General features: G+C 67.5%; 23 protein-coding genes. 19 read left to right on the plus strand and 4 right to left on the minus strand.

Going from position 1 to position 23809, the window contains the following annotated elements:
• Positions 1–20: 20 nt before the first annotated feature.
• From rpsE to WAF18_RS06210, 11 genes are all read left to right on the plus strand, one after another.
• Positions 21–560 carry a 30S ribosomal protein S5 gene (gene rpsE / locus WAF18_RS06160; protein WP_183426246.1) on the plus strand — a complete coding sequence of 180 codons (540 nt, stop codon included), beginning with the start codon at positions 21–23 and terminating at the stop codon, positions 558–560.
• Complete coding sequence (gene rpmD / locus WAF18_RS06165; RefSeq protein WP_047137627.1) at positions 553–750, plus strand: 50S ribosomal protein L30; 198 nt, start codon at positions 553–555, stop codon at positions 748–750. The genes rpsE and rpmD overlap by 8 nt, the downstream gene beginning before the upstream one ends.
• Positions 751–754: 4 nt before the next feature.
• The gene (gene rplO / locus WAF18_RS06170) at positions 755–1189 is read left to right on the plus strand and encodes a 50S ribosomal protein L15 (protein ID WP_183426245.1); all 435 of its coding nucleotides are present in this window, start codon (positions 755–757) and stop codon (positions 1187–1189) included.
• Between the two features lie 6 nt (positions 1190–1195).
• Positions 1196–2545, plus strand: coding sequence for a preprotein translocase subunit SecY (secY, locus tag WAF18_RS06175; RefSeq protein WP_183426244.1), 1350 nt, complete (start codon positions 1196–1198; stop codon positions 2543–2545).
• A 479-nt stretch (positions 2546–3024) separates the two neighbouring features.
• Positions 3025–3381 (plus strand): 30S ribosomal protein S13, encoded by a 357-nt coding sequence (rpsM, locus tag WAF18_RS06180; RefSeq protein ID WP_183426243.1) that lies wholly within the window; start codon positions 3025–3027, stop codon positions 3379–3381.
• A 12-nt stretch (positions 3382–3393) separates the two neighbouring features.
• The gene (gene rpsK, locus WAF18_RS06185) at positions 3394–3786 is read left to right on the plus strand and encodes a 30S ribosomal protein S11 (RefSeq protein ID WP_047137623.1); all 393 of its coding nucleotides are present in this window, start codon (positions 3394–3396) and stop codon (positions 3784–3786) included.
• Between the two features lie 15 nt (positions 3787–3801).
• Positions 3802–4434: a 30S ribosomal protein S4 gene (gene rpsD / locus WAF18_RS06190; protein ID WP_183426242.1), complete on the plus strand. Its 633-nt coding sequence runs from the start codon at positions 3802–3804 to the stop codon at positions 4432–4434.
• A 55-nt stretch (positions 4435–4489) separates the two neighbouring features.
• Positions 4490–5488 (plus strand): DNA-directed RNA polymerase subunit alpha, encoded by a 999-nt coding sequence (gene rpoA / locus WAF18_RS06195; protein WP_047137621.1) that lies wholly within the window; start codon positions 4490–4492, stop codon positions 5486–5488.
• A gap of 186 nt (positions 5489–5674) precedes the next feature.
• Complete coding sequence (gene rplQ, locus WAF18_RS06200; protein ID WP_183426241.1) at positions 5675–6052, plus strand: 50S ribosomal protein L17; 378 nt, start codon at positions 5675–5677, stop codon at positions 6050–6052.
• 174 nt (positions 6053–6226) lie between these two features.
• Positions 6227–6751: a disulfide bond formation protein B gene (locus WAF18_RS06205; RefSeq protein ID WP_337244319.1), complete on the plus strand. Its 525-nt coding sequence runs from the start codon at positions 6227–6229 to the stop codon at positions 6749–6751.
• A 48-nt stretch (positions 6752–6799) separates the two neighbouring features.
• Positions 6800–8194, plus strand: coding sequence for a 3-deoxy-7-phosphoheptulonate synthase class II (locus WAF18_RS06210; RefSeq protein ID WP_337244320.1), 1395 nt, complete (start codon positions 6800–6802; stop codon positions 8192–8194).
• 402 nt (positions 8195–8596) lie between these two features.
• On the opposite strand, the gene WAF18_RS06215 is transcribed toward WAF18_RS06210, so the two are convergent.
• Genes WAF18_RS06215 through typA form a run of 3 tightly spaced genes read right to left on the minus strand, consistent with a single transcriptional unit; the run spans position 8597 to position 11465 of the window.
• Positions 8597–9055 (minus strand): DUF2127 domain-containing protein, encoded by a 459-nt coding sequence (locus tag WAF18_RS06215; RefSeq protein ID WP_337244321.1) that lies wholly within the window; start codon positions 9053–9055, stop codon positions 8597–8599.
• A complete protein-coding gene (locus tag WAF18_RS06220) occupies positions 9055–9639 on the minus strand; it encodes a 2'-5' RNA ligase family protein (protein WP_337244322.1) in 585 nt (194 codons plus the stop codon). Before WAF18_RS06220 ends, WAF18_RS06215 begins: the two co-directional genes overlap by 1 nt.
• Positions 9636–11465, minus strand: coding sequence for a translational GTPase TypA (gene typA / locus WAF18_RS06225; RefSeq protein ID WP_337244323.1), 1830 nt, complete (start codon positions 11463–11465; stop codon positions 9636–9638). The genes WAF18_RS06220 and typA overlap by 4 nt, the downstream gene beginning before the upstream one ends.
• Before the next feature lie 153 nt (positions 11466–11618).
• On the opposite strand from typA, the gene WAF18_RS06230 reads away from it, so the two are divergent.
• From WAF18_RS06230 to prpE, 5 genes are all read left to right on the plus strand, one after another.
• A complete protein-coding gene (locus WAF18_RS06230) occupies positions 11619–12113 on the plus strand; it encodes a peptidylprolyl isomerase (RefSeq protein WP_183426235.1) in 495 nt (164 codons plus the stop codon).
• A 50-nt stretch (positions 12114–12163) separates the two neighbouring features.
• Complete coding sequence (locus WAF18_RS06235; RefSeq protein ID WP_337244324.1) at positions 12164–12943, plus strand: hypothetical protein; 780 nt, start codon at positions 12164–12166, stop codon at positions 12941–12943.
• Positions 12944–13096: 153 nt separating this feature from the next.
• The gene (locus WAF18_RS06240) at positions 13097–14296 is read left to right on the plus strand and encodes an aminotransferase class I/II-fold pyridoxal phosphate-dependent enzyme (RefSeq protein WP_337244325.1); all 1200 of its coding nucleotides are present in this window, start codon (positions 13097–13099) and stop codon (positions 14294–14296) included.
• 69 nt (positions 14297–14365) lie between these two features.
• Positions 14366–15352 (plus strand): malate dehydrogenase, encoded by a 987-nt coding sequence (locus WAF18_RS06245; protein ID WP_337244326.1) that lies wholly within the window; start codon positions 14366–14368, stop codon positions 15350–15352.
• A gap of 222 nt (positions 15353–15574) precedes the next feature.
• Positions 15575–17476, plus strand: coding sequence for a propionate--CoA ligase (gene prpE / locus WAF18_RS06250; RefSeq protein ID WP_337244327.1), 1902 nt, complete (start codon positions 15575–15577; stop codon positions 17474–17476).
• A gap of 75 nt (positions 17477–17551) precedes the next feature.
• Here prpE and WAF18_RS06255 read toward each other — a convergent pair whose 3' ends face one another.
• Positions 17552–18766, minus strand: coding sequence for a citrate synthase family protein (locus WAF18_RS06255; protein WP_337244328.1), 1215 nt, complete (start codon positions 18764–18766; stop codon positions 17552–17554).
• Between the two features lie 104 nt (positions 18767–18870).
• Between WAF18_RS06255 and prpB the strand changes: the two genes are divergently transcribed.
• From prpB to acnD, 3 genes are all read left to right on the plus strand, one after another.
• The gene (gene prpB, locus WAF18_RS06260) at positions 18871–19755 is read left to right on the plus strand and encodes a methylisocitrate lyase (protein WP_337244329.1); all 885 of its coding nucleotides are present in this window, start codon (positions 18871–18873) and stop codon (positions 19753–19755) included.
• Positions 19756–19855: 100 nt separating this feature from the next.
• Entirely contained in the window at positions 19856–21019 is a 1164-nt protein-coding gene (gene prpC / locus WAF18_RS06265; RefSeq protein ID WP_337244330.1) for a 2-methylcitrate synthase, read from the plus strand.
• A 98-nt stretch (positions 21020–21117) separates the two neighbouring features.
• Entirely contained in the window at positions 21118–23730 is a 2613-nt protein-coding gene (gene acnD, locus WAF18_RS06270) for a Fe/S-dependent 2-methylisocitrate dehydratase AcnD (RefSeq protein ID WP_337244331.1), read from the plus strand.
• Positions 23731–23809: the final 79 nt, after the last annotated feature.

Consider the following 23809-nt stretch of genomic DNA (forward strand, 5'->3'; position numbering starts at 1 on the left):
CTCCAATACAGGCATCCAAGATGGCAAACGAAAGGGAAAACCGCGGGCGCGACCGTAATCGCGACCGCGAAGAACTCGACGACGGCATGATCGAGAAGCTGATCACGGTCAACCGCGTCAGCAAGACCGTCAAGGGCGGTCGCCAGTTCACGTTCACCGCGCTGACGGTCGTCGGCGACGGCAACGGCAAGGTCGGCTTCGGTTACGGCAAGGCGCGCGAAGTGCCGGTCGCGATCCAGAAGTCGATGGAACAGGCCCGCAAGAACCAGAAGGCCGTCGATCTCAACGGCAGCACCCTGTGGCACACGGTCAAGTCGCGCCACGGTGCGGCGAACGTGTTCATGCAGCCCGCTTCCGAGGGTACCGGCGTGATCGCCGGTGGCGCGATGCGCGCCGTGCTCGAGGCCGTCGGTGTCAAGGACGTGCTGGCCAAGGCCGTGGGTTCGCGCAACCCGATCAACCTGGTGCGCGCGACGATCCGCGGCCTGTCGGAGATGCATTCGCCGGCGCAGATCGCGGCCAAGCGCGGCAAGAAGCTGGAGGACATCACCCATGGCTAAGAACGAAGCCGCTGGCGGCACCGTCAAGGTGCGCCTGGTGAAGGGTCTGCGCGGTTCGCAGGCCAAGCACCGTCTGTCGGTCAAGGCGCTGGGCCTCAACAAGCTCAACGACGTGCGCGAACTGAAGGACAGCCCCCAGGTCCGTGGCCTGATCAACAAGGTCCACTACCTGGTCCGGGTCGAGGAGTAATCACATGAAGCTCAACACTCTCAAGCCCGCACCGGGCGCCCGCACCGAGCGCACCCGCGTCGGTCGCGGTATCGGCTCGGGCCTCGGCAAGACCGCTGGCCGCGGCCACAAGGGTTCGTTCGCGCGTTCGGGCAAGGGCAAGATCAAGGCCGGCTTCGAAGGCGGCCAGATGCCGCTGCGCAAGCGTTTGCCGAAGGTCGGCTTCCGTTCGCGCCTGAAGAACGACACCGCCGAGGTCTTCCTGTACCAGCTCGAGAAGCTCGAAGGCACGGTCGATTTCGCCGCGCTGCGCGCCGCCAAGCTGGTCCCGGCGACCGCCAAGCGTGCCAAGATCGTCAAGAACGGCGAGATCGGCAAGGCGCTGACCTTCAAGGGCCTGCTGGCCACCGCTGGCGCCCGTGCGGCGATCGAAGCGGCCGGCGGCAAGGTCGAGGAGTAATCGCCGATGTCGCGGAGCGGCAGCGCAATGGGTGGGGTTGGCGCCGGGCTCGGTAAGTTCACCGAGCTCCGCCAGCGCCTGCTGTTCGTGCTCGGGGCCCTGATCGTCTATCGCATCGGGTGCTTCATCCCGGTCCCGGGCGTCAATCCCGAGGCCATGCTGCAGCTGATGGAGCAGCAGGAAGGCACGATCGTGGACATGTTCAACATGTTCTCCGGTGGTGCGCTGTCGCGCTTCAGCCTGTTCGCGCTGAACGTGATCCCGTACATCTCCGCGTCCATCGTCATGCAGCTGCTGGTGCAGGTGGTGCCGAGCCTGAAGGCCATCCAGAAGGAAGGCGAGTCGGGTCGGCGTCGCATCACCCAGTGGTCGCGCATCGGTGCGATCCCGCTTGCGATCTTCCAGTCGGCGGGTATCGCGGTGGCGCTGCAGAGCTCGGGCGCCAACAATGGCATCCCGGTCGTCTATTCGCCGGGCATGGGCTTCGTGCTGACCGCGATCGTCGCGCTCACCGCCGGCACCATGTTCCTGGTTTGGCTGGGCGAGCAGGTCACCGAGCGCGGTATCGGCAACGGCGTGTCGCTGATCATCTTCGCGGGCATCGTCGCCGGCCTGCCGGGTGCGGTGTTCGGCACGATCGAGTCGCTGCGCAATGGCGACATGAGCCCGATCGCGGCGATCCTGCTGGTGGCGGTGGTGCTGGCGGCGACGTTCTTCGTGGTGTTCGTCGAGCGTGGCCAGCGTCGGATCACGGTCAACTACGCGCGCCGCCAGGGCGGTCGCAATGCGTACATGAACCAGACGTCGTTCCTGCCGCTCAAGCTCAACATGGCGGGCGTGATCCCGGCGATCTTCGCGTCGTCGATCATCATGTTCCCGGCGACGGTCTCGACCTGGTTCGGTGAGGCCGGATCGGCGACCTGGCTGCAGCGCCTGGCACAGGCGATGTCGCCCGGCGAGCCGCTGTACGTGCTGCTGTTCGGTGGTCTGATCGCTGGTTTCGCGTTCTTCTACACCGCGCTGGTGTTCAACTCGCAGGAAACCGCCGACAACCTGAAGAAGTCCGGCGCGCTGATTCCGGGCATCCGTCCGGGCAAGGCGACCGCCGACTACATCGATGGCGTGCTGACCCGTCTGACCGCGGTCGGCGCCGGCTATCTGGTGCTGGTCTGTCTGCTGCCGGAGTTCATGCGCGCAGAGTTCGGCAGCTCCTTCCACTTCGGCGGCACGTCGCTGCTGATCGTGGTGGTGGTGGTGATGGACTTCATCGCCCAGGTGCAGTCGCATCTGATGTCGCACCAGTACGAGAGCCTGCTCAAGAAGGCCAACCTCAAGGGCGGCTCACGCCCCCGCTGACGGTTCGGCGTTCGGCGCCGCCCCGCAGTCCGGGGCGGTGCGTGGTACCGCCTTGCGCCGATGGCGTGCGGCGGGCGCCACTTGGTGGTATGCTGTTCTGCTGCCGCCGGTTGCCTCGTGCGCCGGCACAGAATTCTTCGCGATCCGGGACTCTCCCCGGTATCGCACGTCTCGCCCGGCAGGGTGGGGCACGGGGTCCGGACACACGCGCCGGACCCCAGGATGGGCGACTCGCGCGGCGGTCTCGGGCGCGGGTGGTGCAGGGTGATCCGCACGCCAGAGTAGCGCGCGGGGCTTTTGGGGAGTCGTCCCCGGTTGCCGCCCCGGTACCGTCGCCGGAGCATGGGCACACTCCCCATGCCGGGTCGAGCCGCTTGTTCAGGGTGCGACTGCACGCAGTTCCGAGGCCTTGCTATCATTTCATGTTCCCCTTTGTCGGGATTGAACCCCCGGCAGCCCCAACAGTTGGAGATCCGCGCATGGCGCGTATTGCAGGCGTGAACCTGCCTGCCCAGAAGCATGTCTGGGTCGGGCTTCAGAGCATCTACGGCATCGGCCGTACCCGGTCGAAGAAGGTCTGCGAATCCGCGGGCGTCGAGGCCACCACCAAGATCCGCGACCTGTCGGAGCCGGAAGTCGAGCGCCTGCGCGCTGAAGTCGGCAAGTTCGTGGTCGAGGGCGACCTGCGTCGTGAGGTCGGTATCGCGATCAAGCGTCTGATGGACCTGTCGTGCTATCGCGGCCTGCGCCATCGTCGCGGCCTGCCGCTGCGCGGCCAGCGCACCCGGACCAATGCTCGTACCCGCAAGGGTCCGCGCAAGGCCATCAAGAAGTAAGGAATCCTATTCATGGCCAAGCCGTCCGCAACCAAGACCAAGAAGAAGATCAAGCGCGTCGTCACTGACGGCATCGCGCATGTCCACGCTTCGTTCAACAACACGATCGTCACGATCACCGACCGCCAGGGCAATGCGCTCTCGTGGGCGACCTCCGGCGGTGCCGGCTTCCGCGGTTCGCGCAAGTCGACCCCGTTCGCAGCCCAGGTGGCTGCCGAGAAGGCCGGCAAGGCCGCGCTCGACTACGGCGTCAAGTCGCTGGAAGTTCGCATCAAGGGCCCGGGTCCGGGTCGTGAATCGGCCGTGCGTTCGTTGAACAACGTCGGCTACAAGATCATCAACATCATCGACGTGACGCCAATCCCGCACAACGGGTGCCGTCCGCCGAAGAAGCGTCGCGTCTAAAGGAGCGATCAAGAAATGGCTCGTTATATCGGTCCTACCTGTAAGCTCGCGCGCCGCGAAGGCGCCGACCTGTCGCTCAAGAGCCCGACGCGCGCGTTGGATTCCAAGTGCAAGCTCGAGCAGAAGCCCGGCCAGCACGGCGCCGGCAACACCCGTCGCGGCAAGCTGTCCGACTACGCCACCCAGCTGCGCGAGAAGCAGAAGGTCAAGCGTATCTATGGTCTGCTGGAGCGTCAGTTCCGCAACTACTACAAGAAGGCCTCGACCAAGAAGGGCAACACGGGTGAAAACCTGCTGCAGCTCCTCGAGACCCGCCTCGACAATGTCGTCTACCGCATGGGCTTCGCCGTCACCCGCCCGGCCGCGCGCCAGCTGGTGTCGCACCGCGGCGTCACGGTCAACGGTCAGCCGGTCAATCTGCCGTCGTACCAGGTCAAGGCCGGCGACGCGATCGCGCTGTCGGAGAAGGCCCAGAAGCAGCTCCGCGTCCAGGAGGCTCTGACCGTCTCCTCGTCGATGGACCTGTCGCCGTCGTGGGTCGAGGTCGACTCGAAGAAGTTCAGTGGTGTGTTCAAGGCAGTGCCCGATCGTGGCGACCTGCCGGCGGACATCAACGAAGCGCTGATCGTCGAGCTGTACTCGAAGTAATTCATTCAGGCCTCCGCGCCCCCCGGCGCGGACGGTCTCCAGGAGACACACAAACATGACGGCTACCGCCAACCAGGTACTGCGTCCCCGTGGCCCGCAGATCGAACGCCTTGCCGGCAACCGTGCAAAGGTCGTGATCGAGCCGCTGGAGCGCGGTTACGGGCACACGCTGGGCAACGCCCTGCGTCGCGTGCTGCTGTCGTCGATTCCGGGCTTCGCGATCACCGAAGTCGAGATCGACGGCGTGCTGCACGAGTACAGCACCATCGAGGGCCTGCAGGAGGACGTGCTCGAAGTCCTGCTGAACCTGAAGGACGTCGCGATCCGCATGGGCACCGGCGAGAGCGCCACGCTGTCGCTGTCGAAGTCGGGCCCGGGCGTGGTGACTGCCGCCGACATCAAGACCGACCACAACGTCGAGATCCTCAACGGCGAGCACGTGATCTGCCATCTGACCAAGGATGCGTCGATCAACATGCGCCTGAAGATCGAGCGCGGTTTCGGCTACCAGCCGGCCGCCGCCCGTCGTCGTCCGGACGAGGAGACCCGTGCGATCGGTCGTCTGATGCTCGATGCATCGTTCTCGCCCGTCCGCCGCGTCGCCTATGAGGTCGAGGCCGCTCGCGTCGAGCAGCGCACCGACCTCGACAAGCTGGTCATCGATATCGAGACCAACGGCACGATCGATGCCGAGGAAGCCGTGCGCACCGCCGCCGACATCCTCACCGAGCAGCTGTCGGTGTTCGGCGACTTCACGCACCGCGACCGCGGCGCCGCCAAGCCGCAGACCCCGGGCGTCGATCCGATCCTGCTGCGCCCGATCGACGATCTGGAGCTGACGGTGCGTTCTGCCAACTGCCTCAAGGCCGAGAGCATCTACTACATCGGCGACCTGATCCAGAAGACCGAGGTCGAGCTGCTCAAGACGCCGAACCTGGGCAAGAAGTCGCTCACCGAGATCAAGGAAGTGCTCGCGCAGCGCGGCCTGGCCCTGGGCATGAAGCTCGAGAACTGGCCGCCGGCCGGTGTCTCCAGCCACGGCATGCTCGGCTGATGCAACACGTGGAAGGCGCGTCCTCTCAGGACGCGCCTTTCGCGCATCGCCAGACGGGCTTCGAGGCCCGCGGCGATCGCCGGTGATGGATCACCGGTTTTTCGGACCATCCGCAGTCCAAGTCACAACGCCAGGAAGGCGACAACGATGTCCAACGACCCACCATTCCACTGAAGGATCCATCCCATGCGCCACCAGAAAGCCGGTCGTAAGTTCAACCGCACCAGCGCCCATCGCGAAGCGATGTTCCGCAACATGGCTGCCTCGCTGATCAAGAACGAGCTGATCAAGACCACCCTGCCCAAGGCCAAGGAACTGCGCCGCGTGGCCGAGCCGCTGATCACCCTGGCCAAGGTCGACGGCGTCGCCAACCGCCGCCTCGCATTCGCGCGTCTGCGCGACAAGGAAGCGGTCGGCACCCTGTTCACGACGCTGGGCCCGCGCTATCAGTCGCGTCCGGGCGGTTACCTGCGCATCCTGAAGGCGGGCTTCCGCGCCGGCGACAACGCGCCGATGGCCTACGTCGAGCTGGTCGATCGCCCGCAGGCCGACGCCGCCGAGTGATTCCGACCGGTCGGGCATCGCCCGATCCGTGTCTCCCAGAGACCCCGGCCCATGCCGGGGTTTTCTGCGTCTGGGGGCATCGTTGCGAGTCCAGATCCGGCGCGTTGCGCAGCAGGTATTTGGCTTTCGCCGCTGCGGCGGGATAATCGCCGTCTCCCTTTCTGGCCCATTTCCATGAATCCACTGCGCTGGTCGTTCCGCACCCTGATGCTCGTCGGTGGTGTCGCCTGCTTTGCGCTGATCGGCTTTGCGATCTACTCGCAGCTGCAGTGGGGATTGCAGCCATGCCCCTTGTGCATCTTCCAGCGCATCGCGTTCGCGGCGCTGGGCCTGGTGCTGCTGATCGCCGGGGTGCATGCGCCCAAGAGGCAGGGCGGGCGGCGCGTCTACGGCGTGCTGGGTCTGGCCGCCGCCGCGGTCGGCATCGGCATCGCCGGGCGGCATGTCTGGCTGCAGATGCATCCGCCGGGCTTCGTGACCTGCGGCGCGCCGTTCGCCTTCATGCGCCAGACCATGGACACGCCCACGCTGATCCAGAAGGTCCTGACCGGCAGCGGCGACTGCGGCACGATCGACTGGACCTTCCTGGGCCTGTCGATGCCCGCCTGGAGCCTGCTGTGGTTCGTGTTGCTGGGCACGGTCGCGGTGTATGCCGCATGGCGCCCGCAGCGTGGCACGCGTTCTGGCAGCCGAAATTGACGCAGCGCAGCAAGCTGCGATGATGTGCGCTCGCACGAGGATGTTCCGATGCCCGCTTCCGCCGAACGCAGTCTGCGCCCTGTGACCCTGCCTGAAGACTGGGCCCCCGAGAGCTGGCGCAGCCGTCCCGCTGCGCAGCTACCGGTGTATCCCGATGCCGAGGCGTTGGGCGAAGTGCAGGCCGAACTGCGCGCGTTGCCGCCGCTGGTGACCTCCTGGGAGATCCTGAGCCTGAAGCAGCAGTTGGCCGAAGCCCAGGACGGCCAGCGCTTCGTGTTGCAGGGCGGCGATTGCGCCGAGCACTTCGGCGACTGCACCTCCGAGATCATCTCCAACCGCCTGAAGGTGCTGCTGCAGATGAGCCTGGTGCTCGTGCACGGCATGCGCCTGCCGGTCGTGCGGGTCGGCCGGTTCGCAGGCCAGTACGCCAAGCCGCGCTCGGCCGACACCGAAGTGCGCGACGGCGTCGCCTTGCCGAGTTATCGCGGCGATGTGGTCAATGCGCCGGGGTTCACCGCGCAGGCGCGGACCCCGGATCCGCGCCGCATGATCAAGGCGCACGCGCGCTCGGCGATGACGATGAACTTCGTCCGCTCGTTGATCGACGGTGGTTTTGCCGATCTGCATCACCCCGAGTACTGGGGGCTGGATTGGGTGGGGCATTCGCCGCTGGCCGAGGAGTACCAGCGCATGGTCTCGGGGCTCGGCGATGCGGTGCGTTTCATGGAAACCCTGGCCGGCACCCAGGTGCACACGCTCAAGCGTGTCGATTTCTACACCTCTCACGAAGCGCTGCTGCTGCCCTACGAGGAGGCGCAGACGCGCCAGGTGCCGCGCCAGTGGGGCTGGTTCAATCTCAGCACGCATTTCCCTTGGATCGGCGTGCGCACCGCAGCGCTCGATGGCGCGCATGTGGAGTACTTCCGCGGCCTGCGCAATCCGATCGGGGTCAAGGTCGGGCCGACCTCGACGCCGGACGAGCTGCTGCGCCTGATCGAGCTGCTCAATCCCGACGACGAGCCGGGCCGCCTGAGCCTGATTCACCGCATGGGCGCCACCAAGATCGCCGAGCGCTTGCCGGCGCTGCTCGATGCGGTCAAGCGCTCCGGCCGCCGCGTGCTGTGGATCTGCGACCCGATGCACGGCAATACCGAGTCGACCCGCAACGGCTTCAAGACCCGGCGCTTCGACAACATCCGCAGCGAGATCGAGCAGGCGTTCGACCTGCATGCCGCGGCCGGTACCCGCCTGGGGGGCGTGCACCTGGAGCTGACCGGCGAGGACGTCACCGAATGCATGGGTGGCGCGCGGGCGCTGACCGAGGTCGATCTGGAGCGCGCCTACAAGAGCCAGGTCGATCCGCGGCTCAATTACGAGCAGGCGCTGGAGACGGCGATGCTGATCGTGCGCAAGCACGCGCAGGTCGGCCGCGCGGTGGGGTGAGTCGCGTTGACGGAAGACAAGCAAAGCCTGCTCCGGGCGGGCATCGGCCTGCCGGCCGGAAGCCGCTTTCCCCTCGGTCAAGGCATCCTGCCTTGACTCGGGCGCGCGCCATCCATGGCGCGCTCGGCGCGGCCACCGGCCGCCAGTCCGCTGCCGACGACTTTCAGATCGTGCTTTCGTCAAGAACGAGCGCATTGCTTGCTTGAAAGAAGGGGTGATCCCCGAGCCGCAGTGCGTTGTGCCGGCTGGGGGTTGCGCAGAGCGGGCCATGGATGGCCCGCGGCGGCGAGTCAGCCATGGATGGCTGCCGAGCCGAGGAGTAACCCCCGGCCGGCGCAACGCTGTTTCCGAAGTCGAGTGCGAGACGCGGCCGCAGCAATCAGTCCGCGCTGCGAGGTTGCTTCAGCCGCCCGTACGCCGCCGGTACAGATCGCGCGCCAGCACCAGCACGATCAGCAGATTGAGCAGGAACACCCCCCAGGTCATCCAGTCGGGGTGGTGCCAGAGCGCGTAGACCTCGAACGGCAGATACGCGGCGGCGCCGATGACGCCGAGCCACGAGGCCCAGGCGCGGTGCCACCACAGACCCCAGGCTTCGAGCAGGCGCATGGCCGCATAGATCAACGCGACGGCAATCGCGATATGCAGCGTCTGCGGCGTGATCGCGTCGAGCAGATCCGTGCCGAAGCGATCGGCATCCGCGCCAAACCGCATGAGCACGCGCTCGACCTGGTGCTGCAGCGCATCGGGCCCGATTGCTGCGAGGCCGCCGGCGACGAGCAGGGCGACGGCGCCCTTGCTCGCCTCGAACAGCGCGATTGCGCGCAGGCCGTTGTGTGCAGGGGTGAGGTCGTCGGCCATCAGAACAACGCATCCTGGCGCGGCGGCGGGGGCAGGGGAGCGCCGGTCAGCGGCCAGCTGCCGAGCACGTCGTAGCGACCGCCGGGATTGAACAGCAGTTCAAAGGTGTCGACCGTCAGCGGGCCGATGTCGCAGTCCACGGCAGCGAGCCAGGGCTGCGCGTCGAGTCCCTTCGGCAGATAGGCCATTGTCAGGTGCGGCTGGGTCGTCACCTGTGCCGGCGTGATGCCGCAGCGGCGGATCGCATCGCGCGTCGCATCGCACAGCGCCTGCAGGGCCAGGCAGCGGTGCGGCAAGGCCACGACGGCGCCGGACTGGCGCCAGTAGACGAGCCGTTCGAGCGTGCACGTGTGCGGCGGGATGCGGGCCCCGACAGCCGCGAACACATCGAGCAGTGCGGGCGTTGCGAGATGGCCCATGTCGTGGCCGATGAAGCAAAGCGTGGCGTGCCACTGGTCGGCGCGCCGCAGTTGCAAAGAAGGCGCGTCCGATGGACGCGCCTCCTGCAGGCGTTGCGACAGCGTCGCGAGCGCCGCCCGAGCGGCGGCGTCGGGCCGCCAGCCCGGGAACAGCGCCTGGCTCACGCGGCGCGGGATGCGCGCTTGCGATCGCTCTCGGTCAGCAGCTTCTTGCGCAGCCGGATTTCCTTCGGGGTGACTTCGACCAGCTCGTCGTCCTCGATGAAATCCAGGGCCTGTTCCAGCGAGTACTTCAGCGCCGGGGTCAGCTTGATCGCGTCGTCCTTGCCCGAGGCGCGGACGTTGGTCAGCGGCTTGCCCTTGATGACGTTGACCGTCAGGTCGTTGTCCTTGGAGTGGATGCCGACCAGCTGGCCCTCGTAGACGTTGTCGCCTTCGGCCGCGAACAGCCGGCCGCGCTCTTCCAGCGGGCCGAGCGAGTAGGCCGGCGTCATGCCCGGCGCATTGGCGATCATCACGCCGTTGTTGCGCTTGGCGATCGGGCCGGTCTCCTTCGGACCGTAGTGGTCGAAGACGTGGAACAGCAGGCCCGAGCCCTGGGTCAGGGTCTTGAACTCGTTCTGGAAGCCGATCAGGCCACGCGCCGGAATCATATAGTCCAGGCGCACGCGGCCCTTGCCGTCGGGCTCCATGTTCTTGAGCTGGGCCTTGCGGGTGCCGAGCTTCTCCATCACGCCGCCCTGGTGCTGCTCTTCGATGTCCACCACGAGTTGCTCGACCGGCTCCATCAGCTGGCCGTCGATCTCCTTGATGATCACTTCCGGGCGCGACACGGCCAGTTCGTAGCCTTCGCGGCGCATGTTCTCGATCAGCACCGACAGGTGCAGCTCGCCACGGCCCGAGACCAGGAACTTGTCGGCGTCGGCGGTCTCTTCGACCTTCAGCGCGACGTTGTGCAGCGTTTCGCGCTCCAGGCGCTCGCGGATCTGGCGGCTGGTGATGAACTTGCCGCCGCTGTGTTCCTTGCTGCCGGCGAACGGCGAGTTGTTGACCTGGAAGGTCATCGAGATCGTCGGTTCGTCGACGGTCAGTGCGGGCAGTGCCTCGGGGGTGTCGAGCGCGCAGACGGTGTCGGAGATCGACAGGTCCTGCACGCCGGCGATCGCGACGATGTCGCCGGCCTGCGCCTCGTCGACCTCCACGCGCTCCAGGCCCAGGAAGCCGAGCACCTGCACGACCTTGCCCTGGCGCTTCTTGCCTTCGCGGTCGACGACACTCACCGGCATGTTCTTCTTCAGCTTGCCGCGCTGGATGCGGCCGATGCCGATCAGGCCGACGAAGTTGTTGTAGTCGAGCTGGCTGATGCGCATCTGGAACGCGCCGTCGATGTCGACTTCGGGGGCCGGCACGTGCTGCATGATCGCTTCGTAGAGCGGGGTCATGTCGCCCGAGCGGACGCTGTCGTCCAGGCTTGCATAACCGTGCAGCGCCGAGGCGTAGACGATCGGAAAGTCGAGCTGCTCGTTGGTCGCGCCGAGCTTGTCGAACAGGTCGAACACCTGGTCGATGACCCAATCGGGGCGCGCGCCGGGGCGGTCGATCTTGTTGACCACGACGATCGGCTTGAAGCCCATCGCGAACGCCTTCTGGGTCACGAAGCGGGTCTGCGGCATCGGCCCGTCCATCGCGTCGACCAGGATCAGCACCGAGTCGACCATCGACAGCACGCGCTCGACCTCGCCGCCGAAGTCGGCGTGTCCGGGGGTGTCGACGATGTTGATGCGATTGCCCTGCCAGTTGATGGCGGTGTTCTTGGCCAGGATCGTGATGCCACGCTCCTTTTCCTGGTCGTTGCTGTCCATCACGCGCTCGGCGAGCACAGTGCGTTCGGACAGGGTGCCCGACTGCTTGAGCAGCTGGTCGACGAGGGTGGTCTTGCCGTGGTCGACGTGGGCGACGATGGCGATGTTGCGCAGGCGTTCGAGAGACATGGGCAAGGCCGCACCTGGCTTTGACCTGGCGCGCTAGGGCAGTGGAGGAAGCCGGCTATCATACCTTGTCGCGCGCCGCGCGCGACAGGCGGCTTGAAATCGGCCATTGGGGCCGCATCCAGCCTGTCGGACCACCCCAACCCAGGATTCCCGATGTCCCTGCACGCCGTATTCGATACCGACCGTGGCCAGATCCAGGTCGAACTGTTCGCCGACAAGGCCCCGCTGACCGTCGCCAACTTCGTCAACCTGGCCAAGCGCGGCTTCTACGACGGGCTGAACTTCCACCGCGTCATCGCCGACTTCATGGTCCAGGGCGGCTGCCCCGAGGGCTCGGGCCGCGGCGGCCCGGGCTATCGTTTCGAAGATGAAACGAACAACGGCGTCAAGCATGAACGCGGTGTGCTGTCGATGGCCAACGCCGGTCCCAACACCAATGGCAGCCAGTTCTTCATCACCCACATCAAGACCGACTGGCTGGACGGCAAGCACACCGTGTTCGGCAAGGTCACGCAGGGCCTGGACGTGGTGGATGCGATCAAGCAGGGCGACGTCATCAAGTCGGTGAAGATCGAAGGCGACGCCGAGGCCGTGCTGGCCGCCAAGGCCGATCGCGTCGCGGAGTGGAACAAGACCCTCGCGGCGTGATGCAATCGGCAGGCCGGCGCATTGCCGGCCTGCCTGCTGTGAGGGACGCCATGACATCGCCTGCCCGCCTGCGATCCCTCGCGCTGCTGCCGGCCCTGCTGCTGGGCCTGGGCGCATGCGATCGCCCATCCGAGGACGCACAGCTGGCTCCGTCCACACCGTCGCCGGCGGCATCGCAGCCCCAGGATCCGGCGTTCGAACAGAGCCTGGAGGGCATCTGGAGCACCGGCGGCGCGCAGGGCGACGATGCGCAGACGGTCTACGCCATCGAATACCAGGCCGGCGCGGGCCTGCGGATTCTGCGCGATGGTGCCTGGCTCGACGGCGCTGTCGAGGACGTGGACCTCGACAACCAGACCCTGGCCTTCCGCATCGACCGTCAAGACGGGCCCGACGAGACCGCCACACTGCGCAAGGTGCGCGACGAGGCTGCCGATGGCTTTACATTACGGCTGACCTGGGCGCAGGGGCAGACCGAGGAATTGGGCTTCGTGCGCCGCCTCACCCCGCGCGATCGTCAGGAGATCACGCTCGCCGTCTCGCAGGCCGACCAGGTCCCGGCAGTGGCCTGCGATACCGACGCCGCCCAGGGCAGCCTGCGCGCGACGCTGGTCTGCAACCGCGACGACTTCGCCGCGCTCGACCGCAACCTGCACGCGCAACTGGTCGAGCTGTCGGCGCGCTACCCCGACGGCGACCGCACCGCGGCGGTGGTGGTCCAGCAACTCGACGCCTGTACCACGCCGGCCTGCCTGCGCGAGGTCTACGCAAAGTGGCAGGCCTACTTCGACGAGAACTACGACCTGGGCGACGTGCTGGACTATCTGTAGGCGCCAATGCCCCGGCCTGACGCCCGCGCACCGCCGTGCAGCGGGTAGGGCGGCCCCTTGGCGCGGTCGCACCGAAGTGCCGTGATACCATTTCGCGCCGGAAAAACCGCTCTCTCCAGCTGCCGGCCAGCCCTCCCCAAACGAGGTTGTGCGATGCTCCAGCTCGCTGCGCGCACCGGTCGCGCCAAGCCCAGCGCCATCATGCAGGTCGCCGAGAAGGCCAAGCGTCTGAAGGCCGAGGGGCGGGACATCATCAGTTTCTCGATCGGCGTGCCGAACTTTCTGCCCGGCCCGCACGTCTATGCCGCCGCGCGCGATGCGCTCGACCGCGACAGCGGTCAGTACGGCAGCAACCGCGGCGGCGATGCGCTGCTCGACGCCTTCATCGGCCATCTCGACCGCATCGGCCTGCCGGGCTATACGCGCGCCCATTGCGCGAGCGGCATCGGCGCCAAGCACATCCTCTACACGCTGGCCGAAGTGCTGCTGGACGAAGGCGATGGCTTCGCGTTCGCCACGCCGTACTGGACGACCTATCTCGACATCGCGCAGATCGTCGGCGCCGACATCCGGCTGCTGCCGTGCCCGCCGGAACAGGACTACAAGCTGACCCCGGCCCAGCTCGACGCGGCGCTGGCGCAACGGCCCAAGGTCTTCCTGTTCAACAACCCGTCCAACCCGACCGGCATGGTCTACACCCAGGCCGAGATCGCCGCGCTGGCGGATGTGATGGCGCGCCATCCCGACACCTGGATCGTCACCGACGACATCTACAACGCGATGGTGTTCGACGGTATCGGCTACCACCACGTCACGCAGGCCCGCCCCGAACTGCGCGAGCGCACGATCTTCGTCGACTCGTTGTCCAAGACCTACGGCATGCCGGGGTGGCGCGTCGGCCTGCTGGCCGGCCCCGAGCGCGTCGCGACCGCTTTTGTGACGATGAATTCCAACCACATCACCAACGTGCCGGAGGTCGTGACCGCGGCCGCGGTCGCCGCCCTGTCCGGTCCCCAGGACGTGCCCAGGGCCAAGTGCGCCGAGTTCCAGGCGCGTCGCGACGTGGTGATGGCCGCGCTGGCGGAGATTCCGGGCGTCGTATGCCCCAAGCCTGCCGGCGCCTTCTACGTGTTTCCCGACATCAGCGTCGCGTTCGGCAAGTCGCATGGGCAGCTGCGCATCGACAACGACGTCGACCTGTGCAACGCGCTGCTCGAGGCCAAGGGCGTGGCCTGCGTGCCGGGCTCGGCCTTCGGCGAGCCGCGGGCGTTGCGTATCAGCTACACCTGCCCGGAGGCGCAACTGGTGCCCGGGCTGACCCGCATCCGCGAGTTCTTCGCGGAATTGACCTGAGCCGACGGCGCCGCCGCCTGGTTCGCCCCCACCCACGTAACCGTTCGATTTGATACGAGAGGATTGACGATGAAGAAGCCCGTCCGTGTTGCCGTGACCGGCGCCGCCGGCCAGATCGGCTATGCGCTGCTGTTCCGGATCGCCTCCGGCGAGATGCTGGGCAAGGACCAGCCGGTGATCCTGCAGCTGCTCGAACTGCCGATCGACAAGGCGCAGGCCGCGCTCAAGGGCGTGATCATGGAGCTGGAGGACTGCGCGTTCCCGCTGCTGGCCGGTACCGTCGGGACCGACGATCCTGAAATCGCGTTCAAGGACGCCGACATCGCGCTGCTGGTCGGTGCGCGTCCCCGCGGCCCGGGCATGGAGCGCAAGGACCTGCTGCTGGAGAACGCGAAGATCTTCACCGCCCAGGGCGCCGCGCTGAACAAGGTTGCCTCGCGCGACGTCAAGGTGTTGGTCGTCGGCAACCCCGCCAACACCAATGCCTACATCGCGATGAAGTCCGCGCCCGACCTGCCGGCCAAGAACTTCACCGCGATGCTGCGCCTGGACCACAACCGCGCACTGAGCCAACTGTCGACCAAGGCCGGCGTGGCCGTGGGCGAGATCGAGAAGCTGATCGTCTGGGGCAACCACAGCCCGACCATGTACCCCGATTACCGCTTTGCGACCGTCGGCGGCGCGTCGCTGAAGGACAAGATCGGCGACGACGCCTGGAACGCCGAGACCTTCATCCCGCAGGTCGGCAAGCGTGGCGCGGCGATCATCGAGGCCCGTGGCCTGTCGTCGGCCGCCTCGGCCGCCAACGCCGCCATCGATCACGTGCGCGACTGGGTGCTCGGTTCCAACGGCAAGTGGACCACGATGGGCATTCCCTCCGACGGGTCCTACGGCATCCCCGAGGGTGTGATCTTCGGCTTCCCGGTGACCACGCAGAACGGCGAATACACGATCGTCCGCGACCTGCCGATCGACGATTTCAGCCAGAAGGCGATCGACAAGACCCTGGCCGAGCTCGAGGAAGAGCGGTCGGGCGTCGCCCACCTGCTGGGCTGACCGGCACCGTCGTGTGTCTCGCAAGGCCGGCCCTCGGGCCGGCCTTGTCGTATCCGCCGCAGGCGGCGTCTGCCCGGCAGTGCAACGCTGGGCGATGCGCCGCAACAGCGCGATCCGGGCGGTTGCCAGGCGGCGGATGCGCGCGTACTAGACCAACGTCGTAGCGCGGCCGGCGTGCTCCACGGTCTAGCCTTCGGGATCCTCCCATCCGTAGGCAGGGCCATGCGTTACGACGACTTCCATCGCCGCTCCATCGAAGACCCCGAAGGTTTCTGGGGCGAGCAGGCGCAGGCGATCCACTGGCACAAGGCGCCCGAGCGAATCCTTGATGATTCGAAGCCGCCGTTTCGCAAGTGGTTCGTCGGCGGCCTGACCAATCTCTGCTACAACGCGGTCGACCGCCATCTCGAGACCGGCGGCGATCGGCTCGCGCTGGTCGCGATCTCGAGCGAGACGGGGCAAACGCGCGAGCTCAGCTATCGCCAACTGCATCGCGAGGTCGTCGACTTCGCCGCAGTCCTGGTCGCGCTCGGCGTCGGGCGCGGCGATCGCGTGGTCATCTACATGCCCAACATGGCCGAGACGGTGTTCGCGATGCTCGCCTGCGCGCGCATCGGTGCGGTGCATTCGGTGGTCTTCGGTGGCTTCGCCGCGCACAACCTGGCATTGCGCATCGACGACGCCAAGCCTGCGCTGCTGATCGCGGCCGATGCCGGCAGCCGCGGTGGCAAGGTCATTCCCTACAAGCCGCTGGTGGATGCGGCGCTGGCGCAAGCGACCTCGCCGCCACCGCGCGTGCTGATCGTTGACCGCGGGCTTGCGCCCGGCGGGTCGCGGGTCGAGGGGCGCGACGTCGACTACGCCACGCTGCGCGCCGCGCACGCCGGCAGCGATGTGCCGGTCGCATGGCTGGAATCCAACGAACCCAGTTACCTGCTCTACACCTCGGGCACGACCGGCAAGCCCAAGGGCGTGCAGCGCGACGTCGGCGGCTACGCGGTTGCGATGGCGCTGTCGATGTGGGCGATCTACGACGTGCGTCCGGGCCAGGCGATGTTCTCGACGTCCGACGTCGGCTGGGCGGTCGGCCACTCCTACAACGTTTATGGCCCGCTGATCGCCGGCGCCACCGCGATCCTCTACGAAGGCTTGCCGACGGCGCCCGACGCGGGCATCTGGTGGAAGATCTGCGCCGACTATGGCGTGCGCACGATGTTTTCCTCGCCGACTGCGATCCGCGTGCTGAAGAAGCAGGACCCGAAGTTCCTGCGCCAGTACGACCTGTCGGCACTGCGGTATCTGTTTCTGGCCGGCGAGCCGCTCGACGAGCCGACCGCGAGCTGGATCAACGCAGGCCTGGGCGACACGACGATCATCGACAACTACTGGCAGACCGAGACCGGCTGGCCCGTGCTGGCGCTGATGCCCGGCGTCGAAATGAAGCCGGTGAAGTTCGGCTCGCCCGGGCTGCCGACGCCTGGATACGACCTGCGCGTGATCGACGAGGCGACCGGCGAGCGGGTGCCGCCGGGCACCAAGGGCGTGCTGGTGATCCAGCCGCCGTTGCCGCCGGGCTGCATGACCACGGTGTGGAACGACGATGCACGCTTTCTGTCGAGCTACTTCTCGCATTTCAAGGCGCTGGTCTACAGCTCGCTGGACTGGGCGATCCAGGACGAGGACGGCTACACCTTCATCCTCGGGCGCACCGACGACGTCATCAACGTCGCCGGCCACCGCCTGGGGACGCGTGAGATCGAGGAGTCGGTGGCCAGCCATCCGGCCGTCGCCGAGGCCGCGGTGATCGGCGTGGCCGACGAGATCAAGGGGCAGGTGCCGATCGTGTTCGCGACGCTCAAGCAGGCCGCGTCCGATCCCCAGGCCCAGCACGCCACCGCCGGCGAGATGATGCGCACGGTCGCCGATCAGCTCGGCGCCGTCGCGCGGCCCGCGCGGGTGTACGTGGTCAGTGCGCTGCCGAAGACGCGTTCGGGCAAGCTGCTGCGGCGCTCGTTGCAGGCCTTGGCCGAATCGCGCGACCCGGGCGACCTGTCGACCCTGGACGATCCGAACGCGCTGGAGGAGGTGCGCCGGGTGCTCGCACGCGGCGCCGATGCCGGGTGAGCGTGGCCGCGCGCTTCCGTTGACGTCGAAGCGACCCCAGGTGTGCGGCCGGGGCCAGCCCCGGCTGCCACGCGCTCACTCCGGCTCGATCCCGGTGTAGCGCGCGCGGGGCCGGATCAGCCTGCCCAGCGCCTGCTGTTCCAGCGCGTGCGCCAGCCAGCCCGACAATCGCCCGGCCGCGAATATCGCCAGCGCTGGTGTCGCCGGCAGGTCGTGGACGAAGCAGATCGCCGCCAGCATGCCGTCGATGTTGGGTGGTCGGCCGCTGGTCTCGGCGGCCGCGGCAATGACCGTCTCGACCTGGCGCATCCGCGGCGTGTCTCCGCGCGTGGCGCGCAGTCGCGCCAGCACATGCGCCGCGCGCGGGTCGCCGTCTGGATACAGCACATGGTGGAAGCCGGGCAGGTCGTCGCCGCGCTGCCAGCGCTCGGCGATGTAGCTGGCCGGCGAGGGCGTGTCGCAGGCTTCTCGGATCAGCGCATGCGCACGTGCCGTCGCGCCACCATGGCGCGGTCCCGACAGGGCGGCCAGACCCGCGCAGACTGTCGCATGCAGGTGCGCACCGGTGGAGGCGACCACGCGCGCGGCGAAGGCCGAGACGTTGAGCTCATGATCGGCGCACAGCACGAGGGCGGCCCGGACCAAGTCCGCGAAGACCGCATCGCCCGGACACCAGGCCTCGGCGAGCACCACGTGGACGGGCCGTGCATCGGGCTGGCCGGCGACCAGCAGCGCCGCGTTCTGCCGCAGCAGCGTCGCTGCGATGCCGCGCTTGGCGGCCGGCGCGGCGCTCAGGGAGTGGCGCAGATCGGGCGCGAGCAGCGGCAGGACCGCGATCGCGCGCTCGATCGGCGGCAGCGTGGCGTCGCCGGCGATCGTCGCGACCCGCGCCGGCCACGGGTCGACGGCGGCATCGAACGGGTCGCTGTCGCCGCAGTCCCACAGCAGTCGCGCCGCGTCCTCGAGCGTCGCCCCGGCCTCGACCATCGCCACCGCCGAGCGCCCCCGGTAGTAGGGGCTGTCGGGCCGGATCAGCGAGATCCGCGTCTCCATGACCGGCAGTCCGCGGTCGAGGCTCTGCGCCGCGCCGCGGGCCGCGCCGCGCCCGGCGCGCTTGCGTTGGCGCAGGCGCTCCACATCCTGGCGCAGATAGACGCGACTGCGATGGTCCGGCCCCGGGCGCGATTCCAGCAGGCCGCGGCTGACGTAGGCGTACAGGGTCGCGGTGCTGATGCCCAGTGCCGCGCAGGCCTCGGCGGCGGACATCAGATCGCCATCGTTCTGATTCACTGTGAATTCCGATGCATTGATTGATTCGATCAAGATTGATCAACCAGTCGTACAGTGACACATTGAGCGCCATCGCGGTACACCGCAGTTCCGGAGTCGCATCGATGAGCACCCTGTCCGCTGGCGCCCGGTTCCGCGCCGCCCTCGCCGCCGAGTCGCCGTTGCAGGTGATCGGCGCGATCAACGCCAACCATGCGCTGCTCGCCAAGCGCGCCGGATTCCAGGCGATCTACCTGTCGGGCGGCGGCGTCGCTGCAGGCTCGCTCGGCCTGCCGGATCTGGGCATCAACACGCTCGAGGACGTGCTGATCGACGTGCGCCGGATCACGGATGTCTGCGATCTGCCGTTGCTGGTCGACATCGACACCGGGTTCGGGCCGAGCGCTTTCAACATCGAGCGCACGGTCAAATCGCTGATCAAGGCCGGCGCTGCGGCCTGCCATATCGAGGACCAGGTCGGCGCCAAGCGCTGCGGCCATCGGCCGGGCAAGGAGATCGTGTCTCAGGGCGAGATGGTCGACCGGGTCAAGGCGGCCGCCGATGCCAAGACCGATCCCGATTTCTTCCTGATCGCGCGCACCGATGCGATCCAGGTCGACGGCGTCGATGCCGCGATCGAACGCGCGATCGCCTGCGTCGAGGCCGGCGCCGACGGCATCTTCGCCGAGGCGGCCTACGACCTGGAGACCTACCGCCGGTTCGTCGATGCGGTGCAGGTGCCGGTGCTGGCTAATATCACAGAGTTCGGCAAGACGCCGCTGTTCACCCGCGACGAACTGGCGTCGGTCGGCGTTGCGATCCAGTTGTTCCCGCTGTCGGCGTTCCGCGCCGCCAACAAGGCCGCCGAGCTGGTCTACACCGCGGTGCGCCGCGACGGCCACCAGCAGCAGGTCGTCGATGCGATGCAGACCCGTGAGGAGCTCTACGAGCGCATCGGTTACCACGCCTTCGAACAACGACTCGACGCGCTGTTCGCGGCAAACAAATAGGCAGCTGTCCACTGGCCTGTTGCGCTCACCGGTCGGTGTGCGCAACAGACGTTGAGCAGGTTCCACCCGACTCCATCCAGGCATTCACCGGAGATCCCAGATGAGCGAGACCACCGCCACCACCGCCCCCGGCTTCAAGCCGAAGAAGTCCGTCGCGCTGAGCGGCACCGCCGCCGGCAACACCGCGCTGTGTACGGTCGGCCGCAGCGGCAACGACCTGCACTACCGCGGCTACGACATCCTCGACCTTGCGCGTACCAGCGAGTTCGAAGAAATCGCCTATCTGCTGGTCCACGGCAAGCTGCCCAACGAGGCCGAACTGCGCGGCTACAAGGCCAAGCTCAAGTCGCTGCGCGGCCTGCCGGCCGCGGTCAAGGCGGCGCTCGAAGAGCTGCCGCCCTCGGCGCATCCGATGGACGTCATGCGCACCGGCGTGTCGGTGCTCGGCTGCGTGCTGCCGGAGAAGGACGACCACAACCATCCGGGCGCGCGCGACATCGCCGACAAGCTGATGGCCAGCCTCGGCTCGATGCTGCTGTACTGGTACCACTGGAGCCACAACGGCCGGGTCATCGACGTGGAGACCGACGACGACTCGATCGGCGGACATTTCCTGCATCTTCTGCACGGCGTTCCGCCGCGCGAGTCGTGGGTCCGGGCGATGCACACCTCGCTGATCCTCTACGCCGAGCACGAGTTCAACGCCTCGACGTTCGCCAGCCGCGTGATCGCGGGCACCGGCAGCGACCTGTATTCGTGCATTGCCGGCGGCATCGGCGCGCTGCGCGGGCCCAAGCATGGTGGCGCCAATGAAGTCGCGTTCGAAGTGCAGAAGCGCTACGACACCCCCGATGAGGCCGAGGCCGACATCCGGGCGCGCGTGGAGAAGAAGGAAGTGATCATCGGCTTCGGCCACCCGGTCTACACCGTCAGCGATCCGCGCAATGTGGTCATCAAGGAGGTCGCGCGGGAACTGTCCGACGAGGTCGGCAGCCGCAAGATGTACGACATCGCCGAGCGCCTGGAGACGGTGATGTGGGACATCAAGAAGATGTTCCCCAACCTCGACTGGTTCAGCGCGGTGAGCTACCACATGATGGGCGTGCCGACGGCGATGTTCACCCCGCTGTTCGTCATCGCCCGCACCGCCGGCTGGAGCGCGCACGTCATCGAACAGCGGATCGACGGCAAGATCATCCGCCCCAGCGCGAACTACACCGGTCCCGAGGACCAGCCGTTCGTGCCGCTGGCCGAGCGCAAGTAAGCGCCCCATCCGCCTTCGGCACCTTCCCCCCTTGAAGGGCGCAATGCCCCGCAAGCGGGGGAAGGGCATGTCAACGTTCTTCTTCGAAGCAGCCAGCCATGAACAGCCAGCACCGCAAGCCCCTTCCCGGTACCGACCTCGACTGGTTCGACGCGCGCGAGGCGGTCGAGGCGCTGTCGCCCGGCGCCTACGCCCGTATGTCCTACACGGCTCGGGTGCATGCCGAGAACCTTGTGCGGCGCTGCGATCCGGCGCTGCTCGACGATGCGCTGCGGCAGCTGATCGAGCTGCGCCGCGACCTCGACTTCCCGTGGTATCCGGCGCGCGTGGTCTGTCACGACATTCTCGGGCAGACCGCGCTGGTGGACCTGGCAGGTCTGCGCGATGCGATCGCCGAGCAGGGCGGCGATCCGGCCAAGGTCAATCCGGTGGTGCCGGTGCAGTTGATCGTCGATCACTCGCTGGCGGTGGAGTGCGGCGGCTTCGATCCCGATGCGTTCACCAAGAACCGGGCGATCGAGGACCGGCGCAATGCCGACCGTTTCGACTTCATCGACTGGACCAAGCGTGCGTTCTGCAACGTCGAGGTGATTCCGCCGGGCAACGGGATCATGCACCAGATCAACCTGGAGAAGATGTCGCCGGTGATCTACACCCAGCACGCCGCACAAGGGCGTGGCGTCGCATTTCCCGACACATGCGTGGGCACCGACAGCCATACGCCGCATGTCGATGCGCTGGGGGTCATCGCGATCGGGGTCGGCGGGCTGGAAGCGGAGAACGTCATGCTCGGGCGCGCGTCGTGGATGCGCACGCCCGAGATCGTCGGCGTGGAATTGGCGGGCCGGCCGGGCCCCGGCATCACCGCGACCGACGTGGTGCTGGCGCTGACCGAGTTCCTGCGCAAGTCGAAGGTGGTCGGCGCGTATCTGGAGTTCCGTGGCCCGGGCGCCGCTGCACTGACCATCGGCGACCGCGCGACGATCTCCAACATGGCGCCCGAGTACGGCGCGACCGCGGCGATGTTCTTCATCGACGACAACACGCTCGACTATCTGCGCCTGACCGGCCGCGACGATGCCCAGGTGCAGCTGGTGGAGACCTACGCCAAGGCGGCCGGCCTGTGGGCCGATGCGCTCGAGGGCGCGCAATACGAGCGCACGCTGCACTTCGATCTGTCGAGCGTCGTGCGCAACATGGCCGGCCCCTCGAATCCGCACAAGCGGGTCGCGACCCGCGACCTCGCCGCCAGCGGCATCGCCGGCGCGTGGGAAATGCCGCTTGAGGGCACGATGCCCGATGGCGCGGTGATCATCGCCGCGATCACCAGCTGCACCAATACCTCCAATCCGCGCAACGTGATCGCCGCCGGCCTGTTGGCGCGCAACGCCAACGCGCGCGGCCTGCTGCGCAAGCCGTGGGTCAAGACCTCGCTGGCACCCGGCTCGAAGGCGGTCGAGCTGTATCTGCGCGAAAGCGGCCTGCTGCCCGAGCTCGAGCAACTGGGCTTTGGCATCGTCGCGTTCGCCTGCACCACCTGCAACGGCATGAGCGGCGCGCTGGACCCGGCGATCCAGCAGGAGATCATCGACCGCGATCTCTACGCCACCGCCGTGCTCAGCGGCAATCGCAATTTCGACGGCCGCATCCACCCCTACGCCAAGCAGGCGTTCCTGGCCTCGCCGCCGCTGGTGATCGCCTACGCGATCGCCGGCACCGTGCGCTTCGACATCGAGCAGGACGTGCTCGGGATCGATGCCGATGGCCATGCGGTGACGCTCAAGGACATCTGGCCGAGCGACGACGAGATCGACGCCGTGGTCAAGGCCAGCGTCAAGCCGGAGCAGTTCCGCAGCGTCTACGGACCGATGTTCAAGCTGCACGTCGATACCGGCGAGCGCGTCGCGCCGCTGTACGACTGGCGTCCGATGAGCACCTACATCCGGCGCCCGCCGTACTGGGAGGGCGCCTTGGCCGGCGAGCGCACGCTGCGCGGCATGCGCCCGTTGGCGGTGCTGGGCGACAACATCACCACCGACCATCTGTCGCCGTCGAACGCGATCCTCGCCAGCAGCGCGGCCGGCGAGTACCTGGCGAAGATGGGCGTGCCCGAAGAGGACTTCAATTCCTACGCGACCCACCGCGGCGATCACCTGACCGCGCAGCGGGCGACCTTCGCCAATCCGAAGCTGGTCAACGAAATGGCGGTCGTCGACGGCCAGGTCAAGCAGGGCTCGCTGGCGCGGATCGAACCCGAGGGCCAGGTCGTGCGCATGTGGGAGGCGATCGAGACCTACATGGCACGGCGCCAGCCGCTGATCATCGTCGCCGGCGCGGACTACGGCCAGGGCAGCTCGCGCGACTGGGCCGCCAAGGGCGTCCGCCTGGCCGGCGTGGAGGCAATCGTCGCCGAAGGCTTCGAACGTATCCACCGGACCAACCTGATCGGCATGGGTGTGCTGCCGCTGGAGTTCCAGCCCGGGACCACGCGGCTGACGCTGGGGATCGACGGCACCGAGACCTTCGATGTGATCGGTGAACGCACCCCGCGTGCGATGCTGACTCTGGCGATTCACCGCAAGGACGGCACGCAGCTCGCGGTCCCGGTGATCTGCCGTCTCGACACCGCCGAAGAAGTCTCGATCTACGAGGCCGGCGGCGTGCTGCAGCGCTTCGCGCAGGATTTCCTGGAATCCAACAAAGCGGCATGAGGCGCCCTCTCCGCCGACCCCTCTACCCCGGCGGGCACCTAGTCCCACAAGGGGAGAAGGGAGACAAGCAAAGCAGCCT

It is taken from the genome of Luteimonas sp. gir (assembly GCF_037198055.1).
Taxonomy (GTDB): Bacteria; Pseudomonadota; Gammaproteobacteria; order Xanthomonadales; family Xanthomonadaceae; genus Luteimonas; species Luteimonas citri_A.

Bases quoted from the DNA above. Each gene is read 5' to 3' on its own strand.
- WAF18_RS06245 (WP_337244326.1), top strand. From the start codon at position 14,366: ATGAAGAAGCCCGTCCGTGTTGCCGTGACCGGCGCCGCCGGCCAGATC.
- typA (WP_337244323.1), bottom strand. From the start codon at position 11,465: ATGTCTCTCGAACGCCTGCGCAACATCGCCATCGTCGCCCACGTCGAC.
- prpB (WP_337244329.1), top strand. From the start codon at position 18,871: ATGAGCACCCTGTCCGCTGGCGCCCGGTTCCGCGCCGCCCTCGCCGCC.
- WAF18_RS06230 (WP_183426235.1), top strand. From the start codon at position 11,619: ATGTCCCTGCACGCCGTATTCGATACCGACCGTGGCCAGATCCAGGTC.
- rpmD (WP_047137627.1), top strand. From the start codon at position 553: ATGGCTAAGAACGAAGCCGCTGGCGGCACCGTCAAGGTGCGCCTGGTG.
- secY (WP_183426244.1), top strand. From the start codon at position 1,196: ATGTCGCGGAGCGGCAGCGCAATGGGTGGGGTTGGCGCCGGGCTCGGT.
- prpC (WP_337244330.1), top strand. From the start codon at position 19,856: ATGAGCGAGACCACCGCCACCACCGCCCCCGGCTTCAAGCCGAAGAAG.
- rpsE (WP_183426246.1), top strand. From the start codon at position 21: ATGGCAAACGAAAGGGAAAACCGCGGGCGCGACCGTAATCGCGACCGC.
- acnD (WP_337244331.1), top strand. From the start codon at position 21,118: ATGAACAGCCAGCACCGCAAGCCCCTTCCCGGTACCGACCTCGACTGG.
- rpsD (WP_183426242.1), top strand. From the start codon at position 3,802: ATGGCTCGTTATATCGGTCCTACCTGTAAGCTCGCGCGCCGCGAAGGC.
- prpE (WP_337244327.1), top strand. From the start codon at position 15,575: ATGCGTTACGACGACTTCCATCGCCGCTCCATCGAAGACCCCGAAGGT.
- rpsM (WP_183426243.1), top strand. From the start codon at position 3,025: ATGGCGCGTATTGCAGGCGTGAACCTGCCTGCCCAGAAGCATGTCTGG.
- rplO (WP_183426245.1), top strand. From the start codon at position 755: ATGAAGCTCAACACTCTCAAGCCCGCACCGGGCGCCCGCACCGAGCGC.
- WAF18_RS06235 (WP_337244324.1), top strand. From the start codon at position 12,164: ATGACATCGCCTGCCCGCCTGCGATCCCTCGCGCTGCTGCCGGCCCTG.
- WAF18_RS06205 (WP_337244319.1), top strand. From the start codon at position 6,227: ATGAATCCACTGCGCTGGTCGTTCCGCACCCTGATGCTCGTCGGTGGT.
- rpsK (WP_047137623.1), top strand. From the start codon at position 3,394: ATGGCCAAGCCGTCCGCAACCAAGACCAAGAAGAAGATCAAGCGCGTC.
- WAF18_RS06215 (WP_337244321.1), bottom strand. From the start codon at position 9,055: ATGGCCGACGACCTCACCCCTGCACACAACGGCCTGCGCGCAATCGCG.
- WAF18_RS06210 (WP_337244320.1), top strand. From the start codon at position 6,800: ATGCCCGCTTCCGCCGAACGCAGTCTGCGCCCTGTGACCCTGCCTGAA.
- WAF18_RS06240 (WP_337244325.1), top strand. From the start codon at position 13,097: ATGCTCCAGCTCGCTGCGCGCACCGGTCGCGCCAAGCCCAGCGCCATC.
- rpoA (WP_047137621.1), top strand. From the start codon at position 4,490: ATGACGGCTACCGCCAACCAGGTACTGCGTCCCCGTGGCCCGCAGATC.
- rplQ (WP_183426241.1), top strand. From the start codon at position 5,675: ATGCGCCACCAGAAAGCCGGTCGTAAGTTCAACCGCACCAGCGCCCAT.